18 protein-coding genes are annotated in these 18,698 nt (G+C 68.3%); 9 read left to right on the top strand and 9 right to left on the bottom strand.

Annotated features, from left to right (window positions below; all coding sequences use genetic code 11):
- Nucleotides 1-141: 141 nt before the first annotated feature.
- Both ENSA7_RS12560 and ENSA7_RS12555 read right to left on the bottom strand, forming a co-directional pair.
- A complete protein-coding gene (locus ENSA7_RS12560) occupies nucleotides 142-2,013 on the bottom strand; it encodes a hypothetical protein (protein ID WP_106089510.1) in 1,872 nt (623 codons plus the stop codon).
- Nucleotides 2,014-2,022: 9 nt separating this feature from the next.
- Nucleotides 2,023-2,754 carry a lysophospholipid acyltransferase family protein gene (locus tag ENSA7_RS12555; protein ID WP_106089509.1) on the bottom strand — a complete coding sequence of 244 codons (732 nt, stop codon included), beginning with the start codon at nucleotides 2,752-2,754 and terminating at the stop codon, nucleotides 2,023-2,025.
- Nucleotides 2,755-2,891: 137 nt separating this feature from the next.
- Between ENSA7_RS12555 and ENSA7_RS12550 the strand changes: the two genes are divergently transcribed.
- Nucleotides 2,892-3,530, top strand: coding sequence for a DNA-3-methyladenine glycosylase I (locus ENSA7_RS12550; protein ID WP_106089508.1), 639 nt, complete (start codon nucleotides 2,892-2,894; stop codon nucleotides 3,528-3,530).
- A 64-nt stretch (nucleotides 3,531-3,594) separates the two neighbouring features.
- A complete protein-coding gene (locus ENSA7_RS12545; RefSeq protein ID WP_146157630.1) occupies nucleotides 3,595-4,446 on the top strand; it encodes a hypothetical protein in 852 nt (283 codons plus the stop codon).
- A gap of 14 nt (nucleotides 4,447-4,460) precedes the next feature.
- On the opposite strand, the gene ENSA7_RS12540 is transcribed toward ENSA7_RS12545, so the two are convergent.
- Complete coding sequence (locus ENSA7_RS12540; protein WP_106089506.1) at nucleotides 4,461-5,729, bottom strand: M23 family metallopeptidase; 1,269 nt, start codon at nucleotides 5,727-5,729, stop codon at nucleotides 4,461-4,463.
- 77 nt (nucleotides 5,730-5,806) lie between these two features.
- A complete protein-coding gene (locus ENSA7_RS12535) occupies nucleotides 5,807-6,760 on the bottom strand; it encodes a PLP-dependent cysteine synthase family protein (RefSeq protein ID WP_106089505.1) in 954 nt (317 codons plus the stop codon).
- A gap of 102 nt (nucleotides 6,761-6,862) precedes the next feature.
- Here ENSA7_RS12535 and ENSA7_RS12530 point away from each other — a divergent pair, with 102 nt between their 5' ends.
- The gene (locus tag ENSA7_RS12530; RefSeq protein ID WP_106089504.1) at nucleotides 6,863-7,789 is read left to right on the top strand and encodes a hypothetical protein; all 927 of its coding nucleotides are present in this window, start codon (nucleotides 6,863-6,865) and stop codon (nucleotides 7,787-7,789) included.
- 33 nt (nucleotides 7,790-7,822) lie between these two features.
- On the opposite strand, the gene ENSA7_RS12525 is transcribed toward ENSA7_RS12530, so the two are convergent.
- A complete protein-coding gene (locus ENSA7_RS12525) occupies nucleotides 7,823-8,710 on the bottom strand; it encodes a universal stress protein (protein ID WP_106089503.1) in 888 nt (295 codons plus the stop codon).
- A gap of 125 nt (nucleotides 8,711-8,835) precedes the next feature.
- Here ENSA7_RS12525 and ENSA7_RS12520 point away from each other — a divergent pair, with 125 nt between their 5' ends.
- The 3 genes from ENSA7_RS12520 (at nucleotide 8,836) to ENSA7_RS12510 (ending at nucleotide 10,322) form a co-directional block, all read left to right on the top strand.
- Nucleotides 8,836-9,327 (top strand): hypothetical protein, encoded by a 492-nt coding sequence (locus ENSA7_RS12520; protein WP_106089502.1) that lies wholly within the window; start codon nucleotides 8,836-8,838, stop codon nucleotides 9,325-9,327.
- Between the two features lie 88 nt (nucleotides 9,328-9,415).
- Complete coding sequence (locus ENSA7_RS12515) at nucleotides 9,416-9,859, top strand: hypothetical protein (protein ID WP_106089501.1); 444 nt, start codon at nucleotides 9,416-9,418, stop codon at nucleotides 9,857-9,859.
- 58 nt (nucleotides 9,860-9,917) lie between these two features.
- Nucleotides 9,918-10,322, top strand: coding sequence for a DoxX family protein (locus tag ENSA7_RS12510; RefSeq protein ID WP_181233682.1), 405 nt, complete (start codon nucleotides 9,918-9,920; stop codon nucleotides 10,320-10,322).
- A gap of 9 nt (nucleotides 10,323-10,331) precedes the next feature.
- Here ENSA7_RS12510 and ENSA7_RS12505 read toward each other — a convergent pair whose 3' ends face one another.
- From ENSA7_RS12505 to ENSA7_RS12490, 4 genes are all read right to left on the bottom strand, one after another.
- Nucleotides 10,332-11,828 (bottom strand): trypsin-like serine protease, encoded by a 1,497-nt coding sequence (locus tag ENSA7_RS12505; RefSeq protein ID WP_106089499.1) that lies wholly within the window; start codon nucleotides 11,826-11,828, stop codon nucleotides 10,332-10,334.
- Nucleotides 11,829-11,992: 164 nt separating this feature from the next.
- Complete coding sequence (locus tag ENSA7_RS12500; RefSeq protein ID WP_146157629.1) at nucleotides 11,993-12,673, bottom strand: hypothetical protein; 681 nt, start codon at nucleotides 12,671-12,673, stop codon at nucleotides 11,993-11,995.
- 14 nt (nucleotides 12,674-12,687) lie between these two features.
- Nucleotides 12,688-13,521, bottom strand: a complete 834-nt coding sequence (locus ENSA7_RS12495; RefSeq protein ID WP_106089497.1) for an ABC transporter permease — start codon at nucleotides 13,519-13,521, stop codon at nucleotides 12,688-12,690.
- Nucleotides 13,521-14,525, bottom strand: coding sequence for an ABC transporter ATP-binding protein (locus ENSA7_RS12490; RefSeq protein ID WP_106089496.1), 1,005 nt, complete (start codon nucleotides 14,523-14,525; stop codon nucleotides 13,521-13,523). Before ENSA7_RS12490 ends, ENSA7_RS12495 begins: the two co-directional genes overlap by 1 nt.
- A 487-nt stretch (nucleotides 14,526-15,012) precedes the next feature.
- Here ENSA7_RS12490 and rpoZ point away from each other — a divergent pair, with 487 nt between their 5' ends.
- The 3 genes from rpoZ (at nucleotide 15,013) to ENSA7_RS12475 (ending at nucleotide 18,697) form a co-directional block, all read left to right on the top strand.
- Nucleotides 15,013-15,627: a DNA-directed RNA polymerase subunit omega gene (gene rpoZ / locus ENSA7_RS46330; RefSeq protein ID WP_342352825.1), complete on the top strand. Its 615-nt coding sequence runs from the start codon at nucleotides 15,013-15,015 to the stop codon at nucleotides 15,625-15,627.
- A 302-nt stretch (nucleotides 15,628-15,929) separates the two neighbouring features.
- The gene (locus ENSA7_RS12480; RefSeq protein WP_106089494.1) at nucleotides 15,930-17,837 is read left to right on the top strand and encodes a hybrid sensor histidine kinase/response regulator; all 1,908 of its coding nucleotides are present in this window, start codon (nucleotides 15,930-15,932) and stop codon (nucleotides 17,835-17,837) included.
- A gap of 185 nt (nucleotides 17,838-18,022) precedes the next feature.
- Nucleotides 18,023-18,697, top strand: coding sequence for an RNA polymerase sigma factor (locus tag ENSA7_RS12475; protein WP_244923780.1), 675 nt, complete (start codon nucleotides 18,023-18,025; stop codon nucleotides 18,695-18,697).
- Nucleotide 18,698 lies beyond the last annotated feature (1 nt).

Raw genomic sequence — 18,698 nt, 5'->3', positions numbered from 1 at the left:
CGAAGTGCCAAGCCGCCTGTGGGGTCATATACAGCCCCCTTGCAGGGGGCCACACATGCGCTCGCAAACAGCCAGCCCGTTGGGAACGAGCGAAGCGAGTGACCGCGAAGTGCCAAGCCGCCTGTGGGGGTCATAGCTGGGTCAGGGCCAGAGGGGTTGGGAGCTCCAGTCTTCGGGCCATGCTTCGCCGCGGTTGCCGGGGATGTCGAGGCCGGTCGCGTCGCGTACGAAGTTGTCGACGTCCGCGTACGCGCGCTCGCGACTGTGTTTACCTGCGCGGGCGCGCATGGGTTGCACGCGTCCGCCTTCGGCGATCGCGACGATCTCGTGGGGAGCTGCGCGAAGATCGACCAGGGCCCCCTTGCGGGCGGCGTTGAGCAGCTGCTCTTCGTTGCCGATCGGATCGGCGACGGTCTTGGCCTTGAAGGTCCAGACCAGCAGCGCGGTTGGATCGCGGCTGGCGAAGCCCGAGTTGTCAGCGAGCAGGTCCGGCATCCCAAAGTGGGTCTTGCCGATGTCGTCCTGGTTGACGGGGCCGGCCATCATGCAGATCCCGGCGAGCAGGTCGCAGTCCTCGGGCAGATCCACCACCCCCATCAGCTCGGCGTAGAGCGCCCCGCGACAGGCCGAAGCGCCGACCGCCCGAATCGCCAGCTCCCAGTCGAGCCCCAGCGCCTCGACCTCTCGCTGCGACAGGCCGGCGATGTAGATCCGCTGGCCGGCCAGCGCGAACGCTTTGCGGCCGCGCTCGGCGTTGCGCGAGAGCGCCTTGGCCAGGGGTAGATCAGCCCACTTGGGCAGCTGCGCGACCACGCGGTCGGTGATCGTCTCGAGCTTCTGCTGGATCTTGTGCAGGCGCTGCTTCCCGCCCGGCGTCAGCACGTCGACCCGATCGAGCAACATGATCTCTTTGGCTCGCTCGCGCTCGAGGCCAGTCCAGCGCGCGAACGCGTTGTAGCCGGCGCGGCCCGCCTGGACCGTGAACGCCTCGGGCACGTCCATGTCCTGGCGGGCGCGATACTGCGGCGGGGCCTTGTCCTCGAAGTTGACCCCGGGCTGGATCCGCTCGCTGCGAAACGCCAGCAAGTTGGCGCCGAGCTTGCGCCACAGGTGCTTGGCCGCGTCTTCGTCGAGCTCCGAGTCGAAGCGGACCTGCTCATGCTCGAGCGCCGCGCCGACTTGCACGACCATCGCAACCTGCCAGCCGTGGCGGCGATCTTCGCTGCCGAGCTTGCACATTCGCTCGAGCCGGGCGATCGCGCCTGCGTTGCGCTCGCGGTTGCGGCCACAGAACGGAGCCTGAAAGATCTGCGCGCGCCGACGCCCCTGCGAAGCGATGACGACCGCGCGCTCGAGCGTGTCCGCCAAGATCCCCACGTGCAGCTGCTGCAGGTAGCCGATCGTCGGGATGTCGCTCTCGTGAAACAGCTGCTTGCGGATCGCGCGGATCGGCACGCTCAACAGGCTGCGCACGGGCTTGTGGCCGACGAAGGTCAGCAACAGCGTGAACGGGGTCCGATACGGACGCGAGAGCACCACGTGGGTGTAGCTGGCGCCATCGAGGACCTTGCCCTCACCCGGTCCGTCGGCGCCGGTCAGGCTGCGCAGGATCCCGGCGATCGTCTGGCTGTCGTCGGGTCCAAAGCTGACCTGCCGCTGACCCCGGTAGTTGGTCGACTGCCGCGAGCTGAGCACGCCGAGCGCCGACTCCTCGAACAGCTCCTGCTCGGGCACCGACGCGACCGGGCCAAACCCGGTCGGCGCCTCCAGGCACAGCAGCTTCAAGGCCGCGCGACCTTCGGCCTGGCTCATGCCCACCCGGCTGCGATAGCCAACGGGTGATCCGGACTCGAGCGCCGTCGGCAGCGAGTAGCGGGTTCGTTTCTCCCCGGGCAGCGCGAACCGGGCGTCGCGACGAGCGCGCTGCTCGGGCGGCGGCGGCTCGACGGTCACGAGCTCGAGGGGCTTTGGTTGCGTGTCGGGCAGCGGGGCTGCCGGCTCGGTCTCGGACATGCGGAAACACTACGACTTTCGCTCGAACTCGGCTCGGCGCGCGTCGTAGGTCTCGTTGATCACGCGCTCGAGCTCATCACAGGCCGCCACCGAGCCCATTTCTTTGGGGTCGATCGGCGGCAAGATGATCATGTGCAGGCGTTGCCCCGTGCGGATGCAGCGGGCTTCCCGGCTCAGCCCCTCGTAGGTGCCGAGCAACACGACCGGGAGCAGCTTGAGCCCCTGGTCGGTCAAGATCCGAATGCCCGCGCGGCGAAACGGCTGCAGGTTGCCGTCGGGGCTGCGCGTGCCCTCCGGGAAGATCAGCAGCGGCCACGGGCTCGACCCGGCCGCCTCGCGGATGACCGAGCGCGCCGTCTGGCCCTTGCGGCGATCGATCAGCACCCCGCGGTTGCGCAGATACGAGCCGAACACCGGCATCAGGGTCACCGCCCGCTTGGCGATGAAGCTGACCGAATTCGGGAACTCGGCCAGGATCAGCACCCAGTCGAGGTAGCTGAGGTGGTTGCTCGCGACCGCGTAGTTCTCGATGCACTTGGCGTGCTCTTGGCCCTCTACGGTGACGTGCATGTCGAGCACCGCGAGGATCCGCCGGCTCATCAGTCGCGCGATCCGTTGCTCGATCACGCCGCCGCGCCGATCGATGATGTTCCCGGCGATCTTGAACCCGTGGAACCAGCTAATGAGAGCGAACAGGCGCACGCCTTGCCACAGGCGGCGGAATTCGTCGGCGATGCGCATCGTCGGGGCCTAGTGTTTCGCGCAAGGGCTGGGCGGTTGCAAGATCACCCGAAAATGAGCGGTCCACGCAGATCAAACACTCGCTTGGACGCCGCTACAGGCTGTTCGGCTGGGTCTCGGACGGGCATGCTGCACCTGTGACCAGGCTCAGCCCGGGGTTGATCCAAGACGGGGACCAGCGGCGCTGCTGGTGGTGCGGCGAACACCCGGACTACCAGCACTATCACGACCAGGAGTGGGGCTTCCCGGTCGACGACGACCACCGCCTGTTCGAGAAGCTGTGCCTCGAGGGCTTTCAGTCCGGGCTCAGCTGGCTGACGATCTTGCGCAAGCGCGACAACTTTCGGCGCGCGTTCGCAGACTTCGACTTCGAGGCGATCGCCCGCTGGCGCGCGAGCAGCCGGATCGATCGCCTGCTGGCCGACGCGGGGATCGTCCGCCATCGGGGCAAGATCGAGGCCACGCTCAACAACGCCAAGCAAGCGGTCGCGCTGGCCGAGGAGTTTGGCTCGCTCGCGGCCTACTTCTGGCGTTGGGAGCCCGAGCCGCGCACCCGGCCCAAGCGCATGACCAAGGCCGCCCTGACCCAGCTCGGTCGCTCGCCCGAGTCGATCGCCATGGCCAAGGATCTCAAGCGCCGCGGCTTCGCGTTCTTTGGTCCGACCACCGCCTACGCGTTCATGCAGGCCATGGGCTTGGTCAACGATCACCTCGACGGCTGCACGACGCGAGCGCAGGTCGAGCGTGCACGCGAGCGCTTCGCCCGACCGACCTGAGCGCCCGAACCACCGATCGGAAAATCGCGGCGCGCTCGGCCGTGATGGGTAGTAAATTACCCGCATGTCGACTCCGACAGCGGCTGGCTCTGGGTTGGCGCGCGCCCTGCCAACCTTGCTCGGGATCCTGATCGCGCTGGGCGTGGTCGCGGCCTACGAGCTCGAGCTCATCGAGCGGGATCCGGTCCCCAGCGACTGCCCGCCCGACAGTTCCAGCCCGCCGAGCGCCTCGTCCCCCGCACGAGTGCTCGACCCGCTGGTGGCCGGCGCCCGCCCCCACCCGGCCAGCCGCGCCGCCGAAGCCCACGCGCTCGCGGTCGAAGACCAGCTCGCCCTGCTCGAGACCCAAAACCAGGTTTTGGCCGAGCGCGCCGTGACCGGCGAGCTGTCCTACTACAACCAAAGTCAGGCGGAGCTCGAGGCCATGGCCCGCCACTGCGACATCCGCATGGACTACCCCAAGCGGCTCGAGGCCCAAGAGATCGAGGATCTCGCCCTCGAGCCCGACGAGCAGCAGGCGTGGGACCGCGCGCTGCAGGCCTTCGCCGAGCAAGAGCGCGCGTACTACCTCGAGATCCTGCGCGAGCTCGATCCCGAGACGCCGGGCCTCGACGAGCTCCCGCTCGCGCAGGTTCGGCGACAGCTGACCAAGGTCGCCGGGCGTGCGCGCAGCGGCGACGACAGCTCGCTGCAGCGCCACGTCGCGGAGGAGCGCGCGGGCCTGCGCGACGCACCGACCGATCCCGAGCAGCTCTCGGCCTGGAACCGCTACAACCGGCTGCGCTTCAACGCGGGCGATCGCTTCGCGCAGCTGCTCGGCGACGAGCTCGGCGACGCGCGCGTGCACGAGCTGCGCAGCGTGTTCGAGGGCTGGCCCGGCGCCCACACCCGCCAAGTGGGCTGCGAGGAGCGCTAGCGCTAGAGCATCGTTCACATGGTCGTGAACCGGTTGCCGCACAGATCCGTGACCTCGAGCGCGAAGACCTCATCGAGGATCGGGAGCAGCCCGACCAGGCCGAGCCCCAAGAACTCGATCTCGAGCTGCCAGCTCGAGCTGCTGCTGTCGAAGTCGTTGGGGGCGAGGCGCAGCCCAATCCCCTCGAGCTCGAGCAGCGGCTGATCTGGATCACCGAGCTGCGCGATCTTCGAGAGGTCGACGCGAAGCTCGTCGAGCACGCCGCCCTGCAGATCACGCACTTGCAGGGCGATGGTGTCGACGTCGAGCTGTTGGCTCAGATCCGTCGTCGCGCCCATGCTGCCGCCGGCCCGCGGGATCTCGACGAGCGCGCGCACGACCCCTCCCTCGATGCTCAGGCTGGCGCTGTGCTGGGTCAGGTCCAGGTGCGGCAGATAGGCGAAGGGGTTGCGGGCGTGGTCCGAAGTCGGCGAGGTCTCGCGGATCTCGAAGTGCAGGTGCTCGTAGGTCGCCCCGCTGTCGCCGATGATCGCCAGCGGATCTTGCCGTCGGACCCGCGGATACGCCGTGATCGGCTCCCCGCTGGACTTGAAGGTCGAGCGTCGGTGGCCGCGGTTGTCCGATGTCGTGCCCGCGCCGCCGAGGTAGTAATACTCGCGCAGATCGATCGGCGTCACTTCGTCCATGTTGTCGGCGAGTCGGGCCGAGAACGCGTCGAGCTCGATTGTATCGAGGTGCAGATACAGGCTGTAGAGGGTCTCGGCGCCGGGGTGCAGATCGGCCGCCTCGTGCTCGAGGACGATGACGTTGCCAGCTGACGCCGAGTAACTGGAGAGCGCCCCCTGGTTGGGGCTCGGGCGGTTTCCGATCGCGTAGATGCTGCCGTCGGCGACGGCGTGGACCGGATCGTGAAAGCCGTCGTCGTCGCTGCGACCGGGCAGATCAATGCCGCCATGCCAGTCGTAGTTGCCGCCGAGCAAGCGCGGGCCGTACGCGTCGTGGACGAGGGTCTGGGCATCGGCGGTGCCCGTGGTCGGCCACACCAGGTCGAACTGACAGCCCCCCGTCTGGGGATCGGGTGTGGGTTGTTCGGGAGCGGGGTCGGGCGGACTGGGTGGATCTGGCGGTGGCGTCTCCTCGCTGCCGTCGTCGGTGTGGCCATCGGCCCCAGTGTCGCCATCAGACTCGGACTCAGACTCGGTCGCCCACCCATCATCGGTGTGGCTATCGGCCCCATCGAACAGCTGCTCGAGCTCGGGGTCTGCACACCCGAACCCAGCCACACAAACAAACGAGGTGAGTATTGCCCGCCAAGCCACCATGCTGATGAAGTGTGCACCGGGCCAGCGAATAGCTCGAATTATTTGCGTATCCGCCGACCCCAATCTTGCATCCACTGTGTGCTGAAGTAGCGGTCCCACGAATCGGGCAAGACCGTGACGACGGGGCCATCGATGTCGTCGCGCGCGGCGACGCGCAGCGCGGCCGCGACGTTGGTACCGGCGGAGCCGCCGACCAGCAGGCCCTCTTCGGCGACCAGTCGGCGTGCGGTCTCGAAGCTCTCGTCGTCGCTGATCCGCTCGGCGCTGTCGATCAGCTCACGGTGGAGGTTGGCGGGTGGTTGACTCGATCCGATCCCCTCCACCGCGTAGCTGCCGTCGGGTCCGACCTCGCCGGTCTCGACCCAGCTCGCTAGTCCCGATCCGACCGGATCGGCGAGCACGATGCGCGCGGCTGGCCACGCCTGTTTCACGGCCAGGGCCACGCCGCTGATCGTGCCCCCGGTTCCGGCGCCCGCCACGAATGCCCCGACCGGGCCGCCGACTTGCCGGAGGATCTCGGCGCCCGTCGTGTCCGCGTGGATCTGCACATTGACCGGGTTCTGGAACTGGTCGGTCGCGAACCACCCCCGCTCCGCGGCCAGGGCCTTGGCGACATTCTGAAAGTTCTGCGGGCTGGTGGGTGGCGCGTTCGCGGTGATGATGACCTCCGCGCCGAGCGAGGCCAGCACCCGCCGCTTGTCGACGCTCATCTTCTCGGGCATCACGCAGACCAGCTCGTAGCCGCGGGTGGCCGCGACCAACGCCAGACCGACCCCGGTGTTGCCGGCCGTGGCCTCGATCAAGGTCATGCCTGGGCGCAGCACCCCGCGGGCCTCGGCGTCGTCGACGATCGCCTTGGCCAGTCGATCCTTGACGCTGCCGCCAGGGTTGAGATGCTCGCACTTGACCAAGATCCGGCGCGGGAGCTCGCGGCCCAAGACCCGCAGGGGGATCAGCGGCGTGTCGCCGATCGCATCGAGGATGCTGCGCATGAGTGGTCGAGGTCGCGGTGGTCGGACTGGCTTGCGCGGACGCTAACACGTCCCGCTCGAGCCAGGTCTCTGGTACGGTGGAGGAAACGAGCTGAGGCGACCATGCTGGAGCTGTCGATTGACGCAGGGGCTGAACCGGCGGTGTTCGCGGTGCTCGCCGGGGTCAGCGAGCACCCCAGCGACGAGCGGGTCGCTCGCCTCATCGGGTTTGTCGCCAGCGAGCTGCAGGTCGACGCCAGCGCAGACGTCGACTCCGCGCCAACACCCGCGCAGCTGGCCGCGCTGATCACCGACGAGCCCGCCCGCGCGGCCGTACTTCAGCGCCTGGTGCTCGCGGCGATGCTGGTCCCGCCGCTGACGGCCACCCGCCTCGATCGACTCGAGGCCTACGCCGCGGCGCTCGGACGCGCCGACGAGCCCGCCCTGCACGATCTGCGTCGGACGCTAGAGGGCCGCCACCGTCGCCTCACCGCTGCGCTCATGCCCCGGTTTCCGCCCACCGAGCGGCTCGAGGCCGCGTGGCGCCGCGGTGGGTTCGGCGAGCGCTGGCGCTTCATCAAGGCGGTCGTGCGCCTGGGCGACCGCCGCACGGCCGCCCGCTACCAAGGCCTCGCCGAGCTGCCCCCCGGCACGCTTGGCCGCGACTTCTTCGAGCACTGCCAGACCAACGGCTTTCGGCTCCCCGGTCAGCGCGGTGGCCTCCCCGAGCCGATGGTGTTCCACGACATGGGTCACGTCCTCGTCGGCGCGCCCACGGACATCGACGGCGAGATCCGCATGGCCGGGTTCGAGGCAGGCTGCATGGGCGCCGGCGGCTTCACCATGCTCGAGTTCTCTTTGTTGCTGTTCAACCTCGGCGCGAAGCTGCCGACCGACGCCGCGCCCGCCGTCGCCCAGGTCGACGTCGGGATCTTGCTCGACAGCTACGTCAGCGGACGCCGCACCGGGTTCGACTTGCTCGCGTGGGATCCCTGGGCCGACGTCGGCGAGCCGGTCACCGCGCTGCGCGAGCGCTACGGCATCGCGTAGGGCCCCGACTCGGCCCCTTCACCGATCGACCGGTCAGGGAACCACCGCGACCGGCACCGACGACAGCGCGGCTGTCTCCGAGGCGACCGATGGCACGATCGCCCGGTGCGCGAGCCCATGGTGGCCCGACCCCGTGACCAGCAGACAGGCGTGGCGCGACGCGGCGTAGTCCGGCAGCGCTGGCAGCGTGGAGCCGCGCAGCACGGTCGTCCGCAGGTCCGCGGCGCGGTGGTTGCGAACGAAGGCCACCATGCTCCCCCGCGCGCTGTCGAGGATCTCATTGGCGAGCTGGTCCCAGCGCTCGCTCTGGATCAGCCCTGCATAGCCGAGCTGATCGGGCATCTCGGCGAAGTGAACCAATTCGAGCTTGCGCCCGATTACAGTGGCGACCGATCGCGCCCACGCCAGCGCCCGCGCCGAGTCCTCGCTGAAGTCCACGGCGACGAGCACGGGTCCGTCGCCGACGCTCGAGCACAGCAGATCCGGCGGGACGACGATCGTTGGCTGCGCGAGGCGCCGAAGCAGCCGACGCGCCGTCGAGCCCAGCCGCGTGAGCGCCAGGCGAGCGCCAGCGCCAGCGCGCCTGCTGACCAGCAAGGCTGTGCTCGATTGCTCGCGGGCGGCAGCCTCGAGCTCGTCGAGCACGTCGCCGCCGCGTACTTCTGGCGCGTGAAGCCGCGCGCCGTGGGCGATCTCGTCGAGGATCTCTTTGCCACGTCGCTTGAACGCCCCAAGCATGGTCTGCTCGTCGACGTGACGGCTCAGCTCGACCATCGCCGGGGGATCGATCACGTGGACCGCGTGCACGTGGCCGGCAGGCTGCAGGTTCGCGGCCCGACACAGCCACAGCGCATACTGTGTCGCGCCCGTGGTCTGGGGGCGCATGTCGAGGCCAAGCGTCAGCTGGAAGGGACTGGACATGCTCGAGATTGTCTCGTGAGTGTGCGAGCGCGTGCGAGCGCAGCAATTGCACGTGACACGTCAGGCCGTCGCCGAATTGGCGCCAGGCATTCGAACTAGTCACGCCCCTTGCATGAACCCAACTCATGCCAGCAACCAGCGTAGAGGATCTACTCAATCAAACCGCGACTGACCTCGAGCAGCTACGGGATCAGTATGCCGGTCTCGCGCGCGAGCTCGAACGCAAAAATATCAGTGAGCTCCATGCCCGAGCCAAGGCGCAATTCGTGGAGCTGCTCGTCAGCCGCGAGGATCAGACGATCGCGGCGCTGCGCGGCTACCTCGACGCCGACGAGCCCCACGCCGAGCTCGATGTCCACGTGCGGCTGGGCGGCGAATTTCCGCAGACCGCCGACGACCTGCGGCTGCCAGCCAAACCCTCGATCGACGACCTGGTCCAGATCGCCGAGCGCACCGACGAGCGGCTCGCCCTGCTCAGCGAGCGCATCAAGATCTATACCCTCTCGGGCGGATTGTTCCAGGCGCTCGCGGCGTTCGAGACCCTCGTCGTCAACCGTCAACGGCAGCTCGCCGCCGCGGTCCGCGAGCTCGATCAGGACATGCCGACCCCGACATGATCGCGCAATTATCATTGCGGCGGGCTCTATCTATCAATGGCACTGAAGCCCGGATTGACAGAGCGGAGTTTTTGTCCAGGGTGGTTTCATGCCGAAAACGTCAATCGTAATCGCAATCGCCGCCGTCACTCTCGCAAGCTTCGCCGCGGCTTGCGCCGACACCAAGGTCAAGCAGGACGCCAAGGACGTCAGGGACGAGCGGGAGGACGTTCAGGAAGAGCGCCAGGAGGTCCAAGAAGAGCAGGCCGAGCTCGCCGAGGAGAAGAACGAGTTCGCGGTTCAGCTGGCCCAGCGGGTCTCCACGGCCGAACAGCGGTTCGCCGAGCTCGAGCTCCGCGCGGCCAAGATCACCGCCGCCGCCACCAACACCGCCGCCGCCACCGAGATCGAGCAGGCCAAGTCGCGTGCCAAGGCTCAGATCGACCAGCTCCGCAACGCGACACCCACCAACATCGAGAGCACCCTCGAGGGGCTCGACCAAGCCATGGATGCGTTCGACGAGAAGCTCGACGAATACGACGACGCGCTGTGACGCGCATGGAGCCGCAATGCCAAACCAAACAAAGGGTGCCCTCAATGTGACGTTATGGGTGACAGCTGGTCTACTCGCGGCGCTATTTGTGCTGTCGGGTGGGTTCAAGCTCGCAGGCATGTTGGATGACCAGTTCCGCGAATGGGGCTACACACGCGATGTCACGGCGATCATCGGGATCCTCGAGCTCGCGGGCGCCGTCGGCCTGCTGTTCAAGCGAACGGCTGGCTGGACGGCCGTGGGGCTCTCGGTGATCGTGGCGGGCCTGATCTGGACCCTCGCCATTCGTGACCAGTACATGCTGCTGATCGCGCCGGTCGCCGTGCTCGTGCTGCTCCTGTTCGTGGCGTGGGGTCGCGGACTGTACTGGTCGACCAAGGGGCCGGGCGAGATCGAGGTGACCTCCACCGCGGCCACCGTCGAGGACCCCCACGATCGCCACGGCTCGCGCGTGGGCTCTTAGGCCAATGAGCTAGCGGCGGCGGCGGCGGAGCCCGAGCAGACCCAGCAGCGCCAGAGCCCCGAGCGCACGCCCCTGCTCGCCGCCCGCGTCATTCGATTGGCTCGAGCAGCTGCACCCGACCGTGCCCTCGTAGGTTGTCCCGAAGCCCGAGTCGCCGAGCCCGGTGTCGATTCCCGCATCGGCCCCGCCATCATCGTCGCCGCTGTCCCCCTCCCCGTTGCCGTCGTCGCCGCCGCCGTCGTCGGTGGGCAGCGGCGGCGCCTCTTGATCGACACCGACCGCGACCAGGTCCGGGCTCGACTCGTTGCCGACAAAGTCAGTGGCGACGGCTTCGATGATGTACCCGCCCGGCCCAAACACCAGGTTCCAGTCGTAGGGCGCGCTCGAGTCTTTGTTGCCGGGGAACTCCTGACCGTTGATCTTCAGGCGTACGTCAGCGACCCCAAACCCCGCGCCGTCGTCGGCGTTGACCGAGATCGCCACCTCGGCTTGGGTCTCCCCGGCGCCAACCATGAACACGGTGCCGGTCGCGGGCGACGCAATGCTGACGGTCGGCGGATCTGGGTCCTCGCCCGATCCAAACGCGTCGCCGCACAGCGACGAAAACCCGCTGATCGGACCGTCGGAGCAGCCGCTGGCCCAGCCGCCCATGCCGTTGGCTGGATCGAGGGGGATCGCGCCGCACTCGGGCGTGGGCGCCCACTCGCCCTCGCTGTCGTGACAGGGCGTGATGTCGATGCCCGAGTGCTCCTCGATCCACGGGATCGCCACGTGCATCAGCGCGAACGTGCCACCCTGACCGCAGGTGCCGCCGCCCGAGGTGATGCCGAACGCGCGCCAGCTGTCGTCGCCCCCGAACTCGCTCTTGAGCTTGATGTACACCGGGCCGCCCGAGTCGCCCTGACAGGCGTCCTTGCCGTCGCCGCCGATCCACGCCTCGGTGTTGATGCCGTTGATCGTGGTGGTGACCTCGCGCTTGCTGCCGCTGCCGCCGTTGTCGGAATTGCCGAATCCCACGATCACGACCTCGCGCCCGGGCGCGAGCGCCGAGACGTCACAGCCCCACGCGGGCGGGATGATCGGCACGTCGGTGACGGGCTGGTTGAGCTTGCAGTATGCGTAGTCGGTGGGTCCGACGTTGCCGTTGTAGCTGGGGTTCGAGTAGCAGGTGCCGGTCACGTTGCGGGCGCCGCCGCCTTGACCCTCGCCAAAGCTGATCGTCGCGTTCCGGCCCGAGGTGCTGTCGGGGCAGTGCGCGGCCGTGATGACGACGTCCGGGTGGACGAGCGTGCCCGAGCAGACCCAGCTGCCGAACGACACGTACACCGCCGTTGGCCAGCCGCACGGCTTTGCTGCGGCGCCGCCGTAGACCGCGGGCTCTTGCTCGACGCCGGGCTCGACTTGGCCGGGCGGCTCCGCGGCGAAGCTCGACCCGGGGAGCAACAGCGCGAGTCCCAGGCATGGCAATGCAAACACGGGCAGCCGACGCACGGGCAAGACTTGCATTCCGAAAACCTCGCACGAACCCCAAGAGACTTCCATAGGCCCAAACCGGGTTTCTGCGGGCGCCCATGGGCATGTTGGCGCCTCGGTCAAAACCGCACGGGCGCCTGAGCCAGCGGTTACATCTAGAAAATTGGGCGTGGGCCAATACCGAAAACAGTGGCGATCTACATGAGCAGGATCCACGCGATCAGGAGACCCAGGACGGCGGCGCCCCAGCGGGTCGCGGGCCGCGGGTCGAGTCGGCCCTTGGGGTCGATGCCGAGCACGAACAAGCCGACGCACGCAATCAACCACGCGGTGAAACAGGCCGACGCGAGCAGCGTGCGCCAGCGGGGCGCGAGGTCCTCGTCGAGCTCGGCGACCCAGCGGGCCTGATCAGCTGGATCAGCTGGATCAGCTGAGTCAGCTGGGTCGACCGCAGCCTCAGCCTGACGAACCATCTCCCGTACGATCGCAGCGTTGGCCGCCGCGAGTTGCTCGGCGTCGACGACACCGAGCGCGCGCGTGCCCAGCAGCGCGCCGCGAAGCTCCCGCCACGCCGCGAGCGCGCGGTCGTGATCCCGGGCATCGGTCGCAGTGACCGCCAGCTCGCGCAGCTCGGCGCGAGCGTGATCGTCGTGCGTGGCCAGCGGGAGTCGCCAGCGCGCGGCGCGACCGAGATGGAGGATCTGCGCGTCGACATCGCCTGCCGCCGCGGCGTCGGCCGCCAGCTGCAGCTGCGCGCGACCGTCGACCCACACGCGAACGCTCAGCGGACCGAGCAGCAGCGCGACGGCCACCGCGATCAGCCCCACGCGCCGCGCGATCACCCGCCCGCGGGCCTGGGGCTGACTGCCTGTGCGCATGCGTTGCCGTTCGTTCAGGTGAAGTCGCGGCGCTGGAACAACAGCACCGCGATCAGCAGGCACATCCCGCCATAGGCCGCCGCGTAGGCGGCCGCGCTGCCTACATACGCCCAGCTGACGAAGCTCCCGTGCACGCTGACCACCGTCTCATCAAAGTTGGCGCCGGACACGAAGAACATCCGAAAATCCGGGAGCAGATCGAGCACGAACTCGAGCACCGTGCCGCCCGCGCTGCCTTCGAGCTTGCCGGTGGCGAACGCCTCGAGCTCGGCGGTGTTGCGCCCGATCACCCACAGCGAGCCGGCAAACATCGCCGACAGCCACGGTGAGCTGAAGCTCGAGAACAACATGGCGACGGCCATCAACAGCAGCAGCTCGAGCAGGATCAAGATCTCGGCGCGGACCATGAGCACGCCGTGGCGCCCGCCCTGCATCAGCAAGAACCCGGCGAGCACGACGCTCATCAACGCGACGAGCGCGACCATGGTCACCAAGAGCCCCAGGTACTTGCCCAGCAGGAACTCGTGACGATGCAGCGGCTTGGGGATGATCGCGTAGACGGTCTTGCGATCGAGCTCCTTGCTCAGCAGGTTCACGCCCAGGAACAGCGCGATGACCACGCCAAAGATGCTGATCCCCGCGAGCCCCAGATCTTTGATGATGCGGACCTCTTCGTGCAGCGACAGCTGCCCGAGCACCAGCGAGAACGCCATCAGCGCGACGGCGAACATCACCAGGATCGCCAGCACCTTGTTGCGGACCGCCTCCCGAAAGGTGTTGAGCGCGATCGCCCACATCCGCCCGAAGCTGGCGAACAAGCCGCGCTGGCCGTTGCTGGACGTGCCCATTAGGACCGCTGCTCCTCCGGGCGGGTGCCCGAGTCGCGCACGAACAGCTGCTCGAGCGTCTCGCGCTGCGGCGTGACCGAGCTGATCTCACCGCCGCCCGCGATCACGGCCGCCACGAAGCGATCGAGCTGGGCCTGGGCCTGGGCGACGAACACCTGGCCCTCGGAGCTGCTGCTGTGGGGGGACTCCCGCTCAGACCCGGGCTCGGACCCAGGCTCGGCCTCGGACCCAGGCTCGGCCTCGGCAAACTGCTCGCGCAGCGCCGCTTGCAGCTCGGCGCTGCCCTGCCACAGCACCTCAATTCGCAGGACCTTGGGGCTGAGCAGCTCGCCGAGCGGGCCGACGTCGCGCAGCTTGCCCTTGACGATGATCCCGACCCGATCGCACAGCAGGTTGGCGTCGGCGAGGATGTGGGTCGAGAAGAACACGGTCTTGCCCTGCCCGCGCAGCTCGAGGATCAGCTCGCGGACCTCCCGACGGCCGATCGGATCGAGCCCGCTCATTGGTTCGTCGAGGACCACCAGCTCGGGATCGCCGATCAGCGCCTGCGCCAGCCCGACCCGCTGCAGCATGCCCTTCGAGTAGCTGCGCATCGCTCGGCCCTCAGCCATGGCCAGGCCCAGTCGCTCGAGCAGGCGCGTGGCTCGCTTGCGTCGCTCGTGGCGATCGAGCCCGTAGATGCGGCCGATCATGTGCAGGTACTCGGTCGCGGACAGATAGTCGTAGAAGTACGGATTCTCGGGCAGGTAGCCGATCCGCCGCTTGGCCTCGATGTCGCCGACGGCCGCGCCGAGGATCGTGGCCGTGCCCCCGCTCGGGTAGATCAGGCCCATGAGCATCTTCATGGTCGTGGTCTTGCCGGCGCCGTTGGGGCCGAGGAACCCGAACACCTCGCCGCGCTCGACGTGGAAGCTGACGCCGTCGACCGCCACCGTCCGCTTGCGCAAGAACCCACGCACGAACTCCTTGCGCAGGCCATCGACCTCTAGCACCGGGGCGGTCATGCGGCGCGCAGGATAGCGTGAACCGGGCGCCCGATGCGAGCGGCTCGCCAGCGCGCGGCCGGGATCTTGCGAATTTGGATCGCGCCATGTCCACCACCAATCACGAGACGATCAAGCAGTGGGTCGAGCATCGCGGGGGCCACCCCGCGCACGTCAACGGGACAGCCAGCTCGCGTTCTCGTATCGAGACGAGCCCAACAGTCGGTTCTCCAAATTGATCTCCCGAACCGGCGATGACACCGAGGGCTAGCCGGACGCGAGTCACGCCCGAGTGACGCCGTGGTCCAGCCGGCGTCGCGCTCTGCTCGGCGGGGAAGTGTGCGACGACGACACGAGCGCGCGCCCGCGTGAGCGAATCTCGACCCGGCCCGGTCAGTGCGGACAGCGCCCCCTCGACAGGCGGCCCCGGAGCGAGCGGATCGCCCCCGTCCGACTGCCCCGCAGATGCCCGTTTTGGGTCACCCACGGCCAAGCGCACAGCCCGCCAATGATTGGCGCGGCCAGTGGACATTTTGAAAAGCCCCCCCCATACTCCGCGCTCCTCATGGCACGCGTCACCGTCGAAGATTGCCTCGAACAGGTTCCAAATCGCTTTGCACTCACCGTGCTGGCGTCCCGTCGCGCGCGAGCGCTGAGCGAGGGCAAGGGCACCGCCCTCGTCAAGAGCAACAACAAGGTCGGCGTCGTGGCCCTGCGCGAGATCGCCAAGTCGTCGGTCCGCTACGACGAAGACGTCGAGCAGACGATCCGGGACTTCATCGAGGAGCAGCGCGCCCAGCTCATGGCCGGCTCCAACACCGACGCGACCTTCATCGACGCCGCCACCTTCGGCAACGATGAGGACGATGAGGACGACGACGACGACGACGTCAAGGAGCTGGTCGGCGACCCCGACAAGCTCGAGGCCGACGACGACGACGACGACGACGAAGACGGCGACCCAGAGACGCCCGTGGCCGAAGACGAAGACGACGCCGACATCGAAGACGGCGACAGCGACGATCTCGCCGACGACGACGCCGTGCCCGCCGTCATCGACGAGCTCGACGATGACGACGATGATGACGACGACGACGACGACGACAAGTCCGACGACGACTGAGCGCGCATGCGCTGGCTCGAGCTGGGGTGGTCGGCTCCGGTCCGTCCTCATCAGCTGCGCGATCTCGATGGGTCCGGTGCTCGGGTGCGCCGACAAGGCGCCCCCGGCCCGGTTTCCGGACCCTTCGCCGCCCGTGCTGGCCAAGCCAATTGAGGTGGAGGGTCCGACTGAGCGGTCGGTCGCGCCCGCAGGCGGCTCAGTCCAGACCTCGGGCGGATCCACCAGCCCCGACTGAGCTTCGACTGAGGACCGTGGAGTTCCCGGGTTGCGTCCGAGTGCCCGTCATGGCCATATGAAATCCGGTGGGTTCCGACACGCCAGTCGAGGACGAACGACCCTGGCTCGCGCGGGTCTTCGAGACGACGAGCGGGTGGACCAGCGCGTTCGTGACCGATGAAATTCGGGCGCTGGGGACCACCGCCACCATGCGCGCGATCGCGTTGGTGCTCGTCAGCCCGGTCGCGATCATCGCAACGCTCATCCCCGCGCTCGCGCTGCCGCTCGACGGTAACCCGACGCCGCTCACGCTCGCGATCGCGCTGCCGATCTGCCTGATGTTCGCGCTGACCCCGTTCGTGCTGCGCTGGACCGGGTCACCCAACCTCGCGGGCGCGTGGATCCTGCTCGCCGCCGTGCTCGCGACCGTGTGCGTGGTCTACAAGCAGCAGGGCCTGCAGTCGGTCATCATCGTGTGGTTCTTGGCGGTGCCAGCCAGCGCCGGGCTGTTCCTGGGCGCCCGCTGGACGATCGCGTTCTCGTTGATCTCGACGGTGTGCATCGCGGGGTTCTGGGCGATCGACGTGGTGCCGTGGCTGAGCTACGACCCGAGCCTCCGGGCTGAAGAGGGGCCCGCTCTGGTCGCGCTCAACCTGATCTCGGCGCTCGCTATCATCAGCATGCTCAGCCTGTTCTGGGAGCACGCGGCGGCCCGCCTGCAGGCCGAGCGCGACGACTTCGAGACCCGGATCCGTCGCAGTCAAAAGCTCGAGACCGTGGGCATGCTCGCTGGCGGCATCGCCCATGACTTCAACAACATCCTCTCGGGGATCCTGGGCCAAGCGAGCATGCTCGCCGCCGAGTCCAATGATCCATCGGCGCTGACCCGCGCCAGCGCGACGCGACGCATCGAGGCGATCGCCCATAGCTCGCGGCGCGCGGCGATCCTCGTCGAGCAGATGCTGGCTTACGCCGGTCGCTCGCGGACCAGCACGGGCGCCATCGATCTGCCGAAGCTGGTGCGGGAGGTCGTGGGGCTGGTCACGCCTGGGCTCGACAAGCAGACCGAGCTGATCCTGGATCTCGACCGGCCCGCGCCCCGTGTCACGGGCGATCCCGTGCAGATCCAGCAGATCGCCATGAACCTGGTGACCAACGCCTCCGAGGCGCTCGAGGGCCGACGGGGACGGGTGTGGATCCAAACGCGGGCCGTCGACGCGTCCGGAGCCGAGATCACCCGGCCCGCGACCCCGAGCGACTTTGTGATGCTCGAGGTTCGTGACGAAGGCTGCGGGATCCCAGCTCAGAAGCTCGAGCGCATCTTCGATCCCTTCTTCACGACCAAGCCCACCGGTCACGGGCTCGGGCTCGCGGCCGTGCTCGGGATCGTGCGCAGCCACGGCGGCGACATCGAGGTCGACAGCGTCGTCGGCGAGGGCACGCGGTTTCGCGTCATGCTGCGCTGCCCCGACCCCAAGACCCTGGCCGCCGCCGAACATGAAGACGCGCCGCGGCCCCGGATCCGGCTGCCGACCGCGACGGATCTCTCGCAGATGGTGGGACCCCCCCGCCGCCGGCTCGCGCGCCCGCGGGCCGAGGGACCGACCTGTGTGCTGGTCGTCGACGATGAGCAGATGATCCGGGAGCTCGCTGGCGAGGTGCTCGAAGGTGCTGGCCACTCTGTCCTGCTTGGCCACGACGGCGACGACGGCCTCCGCCTGTTCAACGCCCACGTCGACACCATCGACGTCGTGGTCCTCGACCGAACCATGCCGGGCCTCGACGGCCTCGAGCTGCTCGCCAAGATTCGCGAGCGGCGACCCGACATCCCCGTGATCATCTCCAGCGGCTATGCGCAGGATGAGGGGTCCCGGCAGCTCAGCGCGCTCGGCATCGACGCGATCCTGCAAAAGCCGTGGGCGCCGCGTGACCTGGTCCACCTCGTCGGCGAGCTCGGGTTGTCAGACGGGGCCGCCGTCGACGCGGCTGACTGACCGTCACGGATCGCGCCCACCAGATCCGCGCGGTCGGGCCCGCAAGTTTCGCGCGACGGTCGAGCGCGAAAACGCGCGACCCTGGCGCCCTCCAGACGGGGATGCCCGGACTGCGCAGCAAACGCGTCACCGGATGCCAAATTTGGTCGCCGCCTGATCCGCACACTGCGTGCTAGCTTCGCGTTGTGGCATCGGATTACCCGCGGATGACCGACCTCGAGCTGTTCGACGCCTGGATGGTCGGAGATCGGCGAGCCGCGGACGAGCTGTTCGAGCGCCACTACGAAGCCATCGACCGGTTTTTCCGCAACAAGGTCGTCCAGGGCTCGGAAGACTTGGTCCAGAAGACCCTCACGGCCTGCGTGGAGGTCCACGAGCGGTTTCGCGGTGAGGCGAGCTTTCGGACCTACCTGTTTGCGATCGCCCACAACGTACTGCGGGCGCACTATCGCGCGCGCAGGCGCGAGTCGTCGCGTCTCGAGTTCACGGAGATCAGCGCCGAAGACCTCGCGCCCGGGCCCAGTACGATGGTTCGCGCCCGACGCGAGCAGCAGCTGCTGCTCGAGTCACTCCGGCAGATCCCGCTCGACTACCAAGTCGTGCTCGAGCTCTATTACTGGGAGGAGCTGTCTGGGTCGGCGATCGCGAAGATCATCGGGTTGCGGGAGAACACCGTCCGCAGTCGGATCCGCAAGGGTAAGCTGCTGCTCGAGAAGAAGATGAAGGCCCTCGCGCTCACTCCTGAGGAATACAGGAGCACGATCGAGGACCTCGAGGCGTGGGCGCGCTCGATCCACGCAGGGGGCGAGCCGCCTGCGGGCGACTCAGACGGCGAAACGCCCGGCGAGGATCCTGATTGAG

The sequence above is a fragment of the Enhygromyxa salina genome (assembly GCF_002994635.1).
Lineage (GTDB): Bacteria > Myxococcota_A > Polyangia > Nannocystales > Nannocystaceae > Plesiocystis > Plesiocystis salina_B.
Note: the sequence above shows the minus strand (reverse complement) of the source record. Positions and strands in the feature narration are given on the sequence as shown.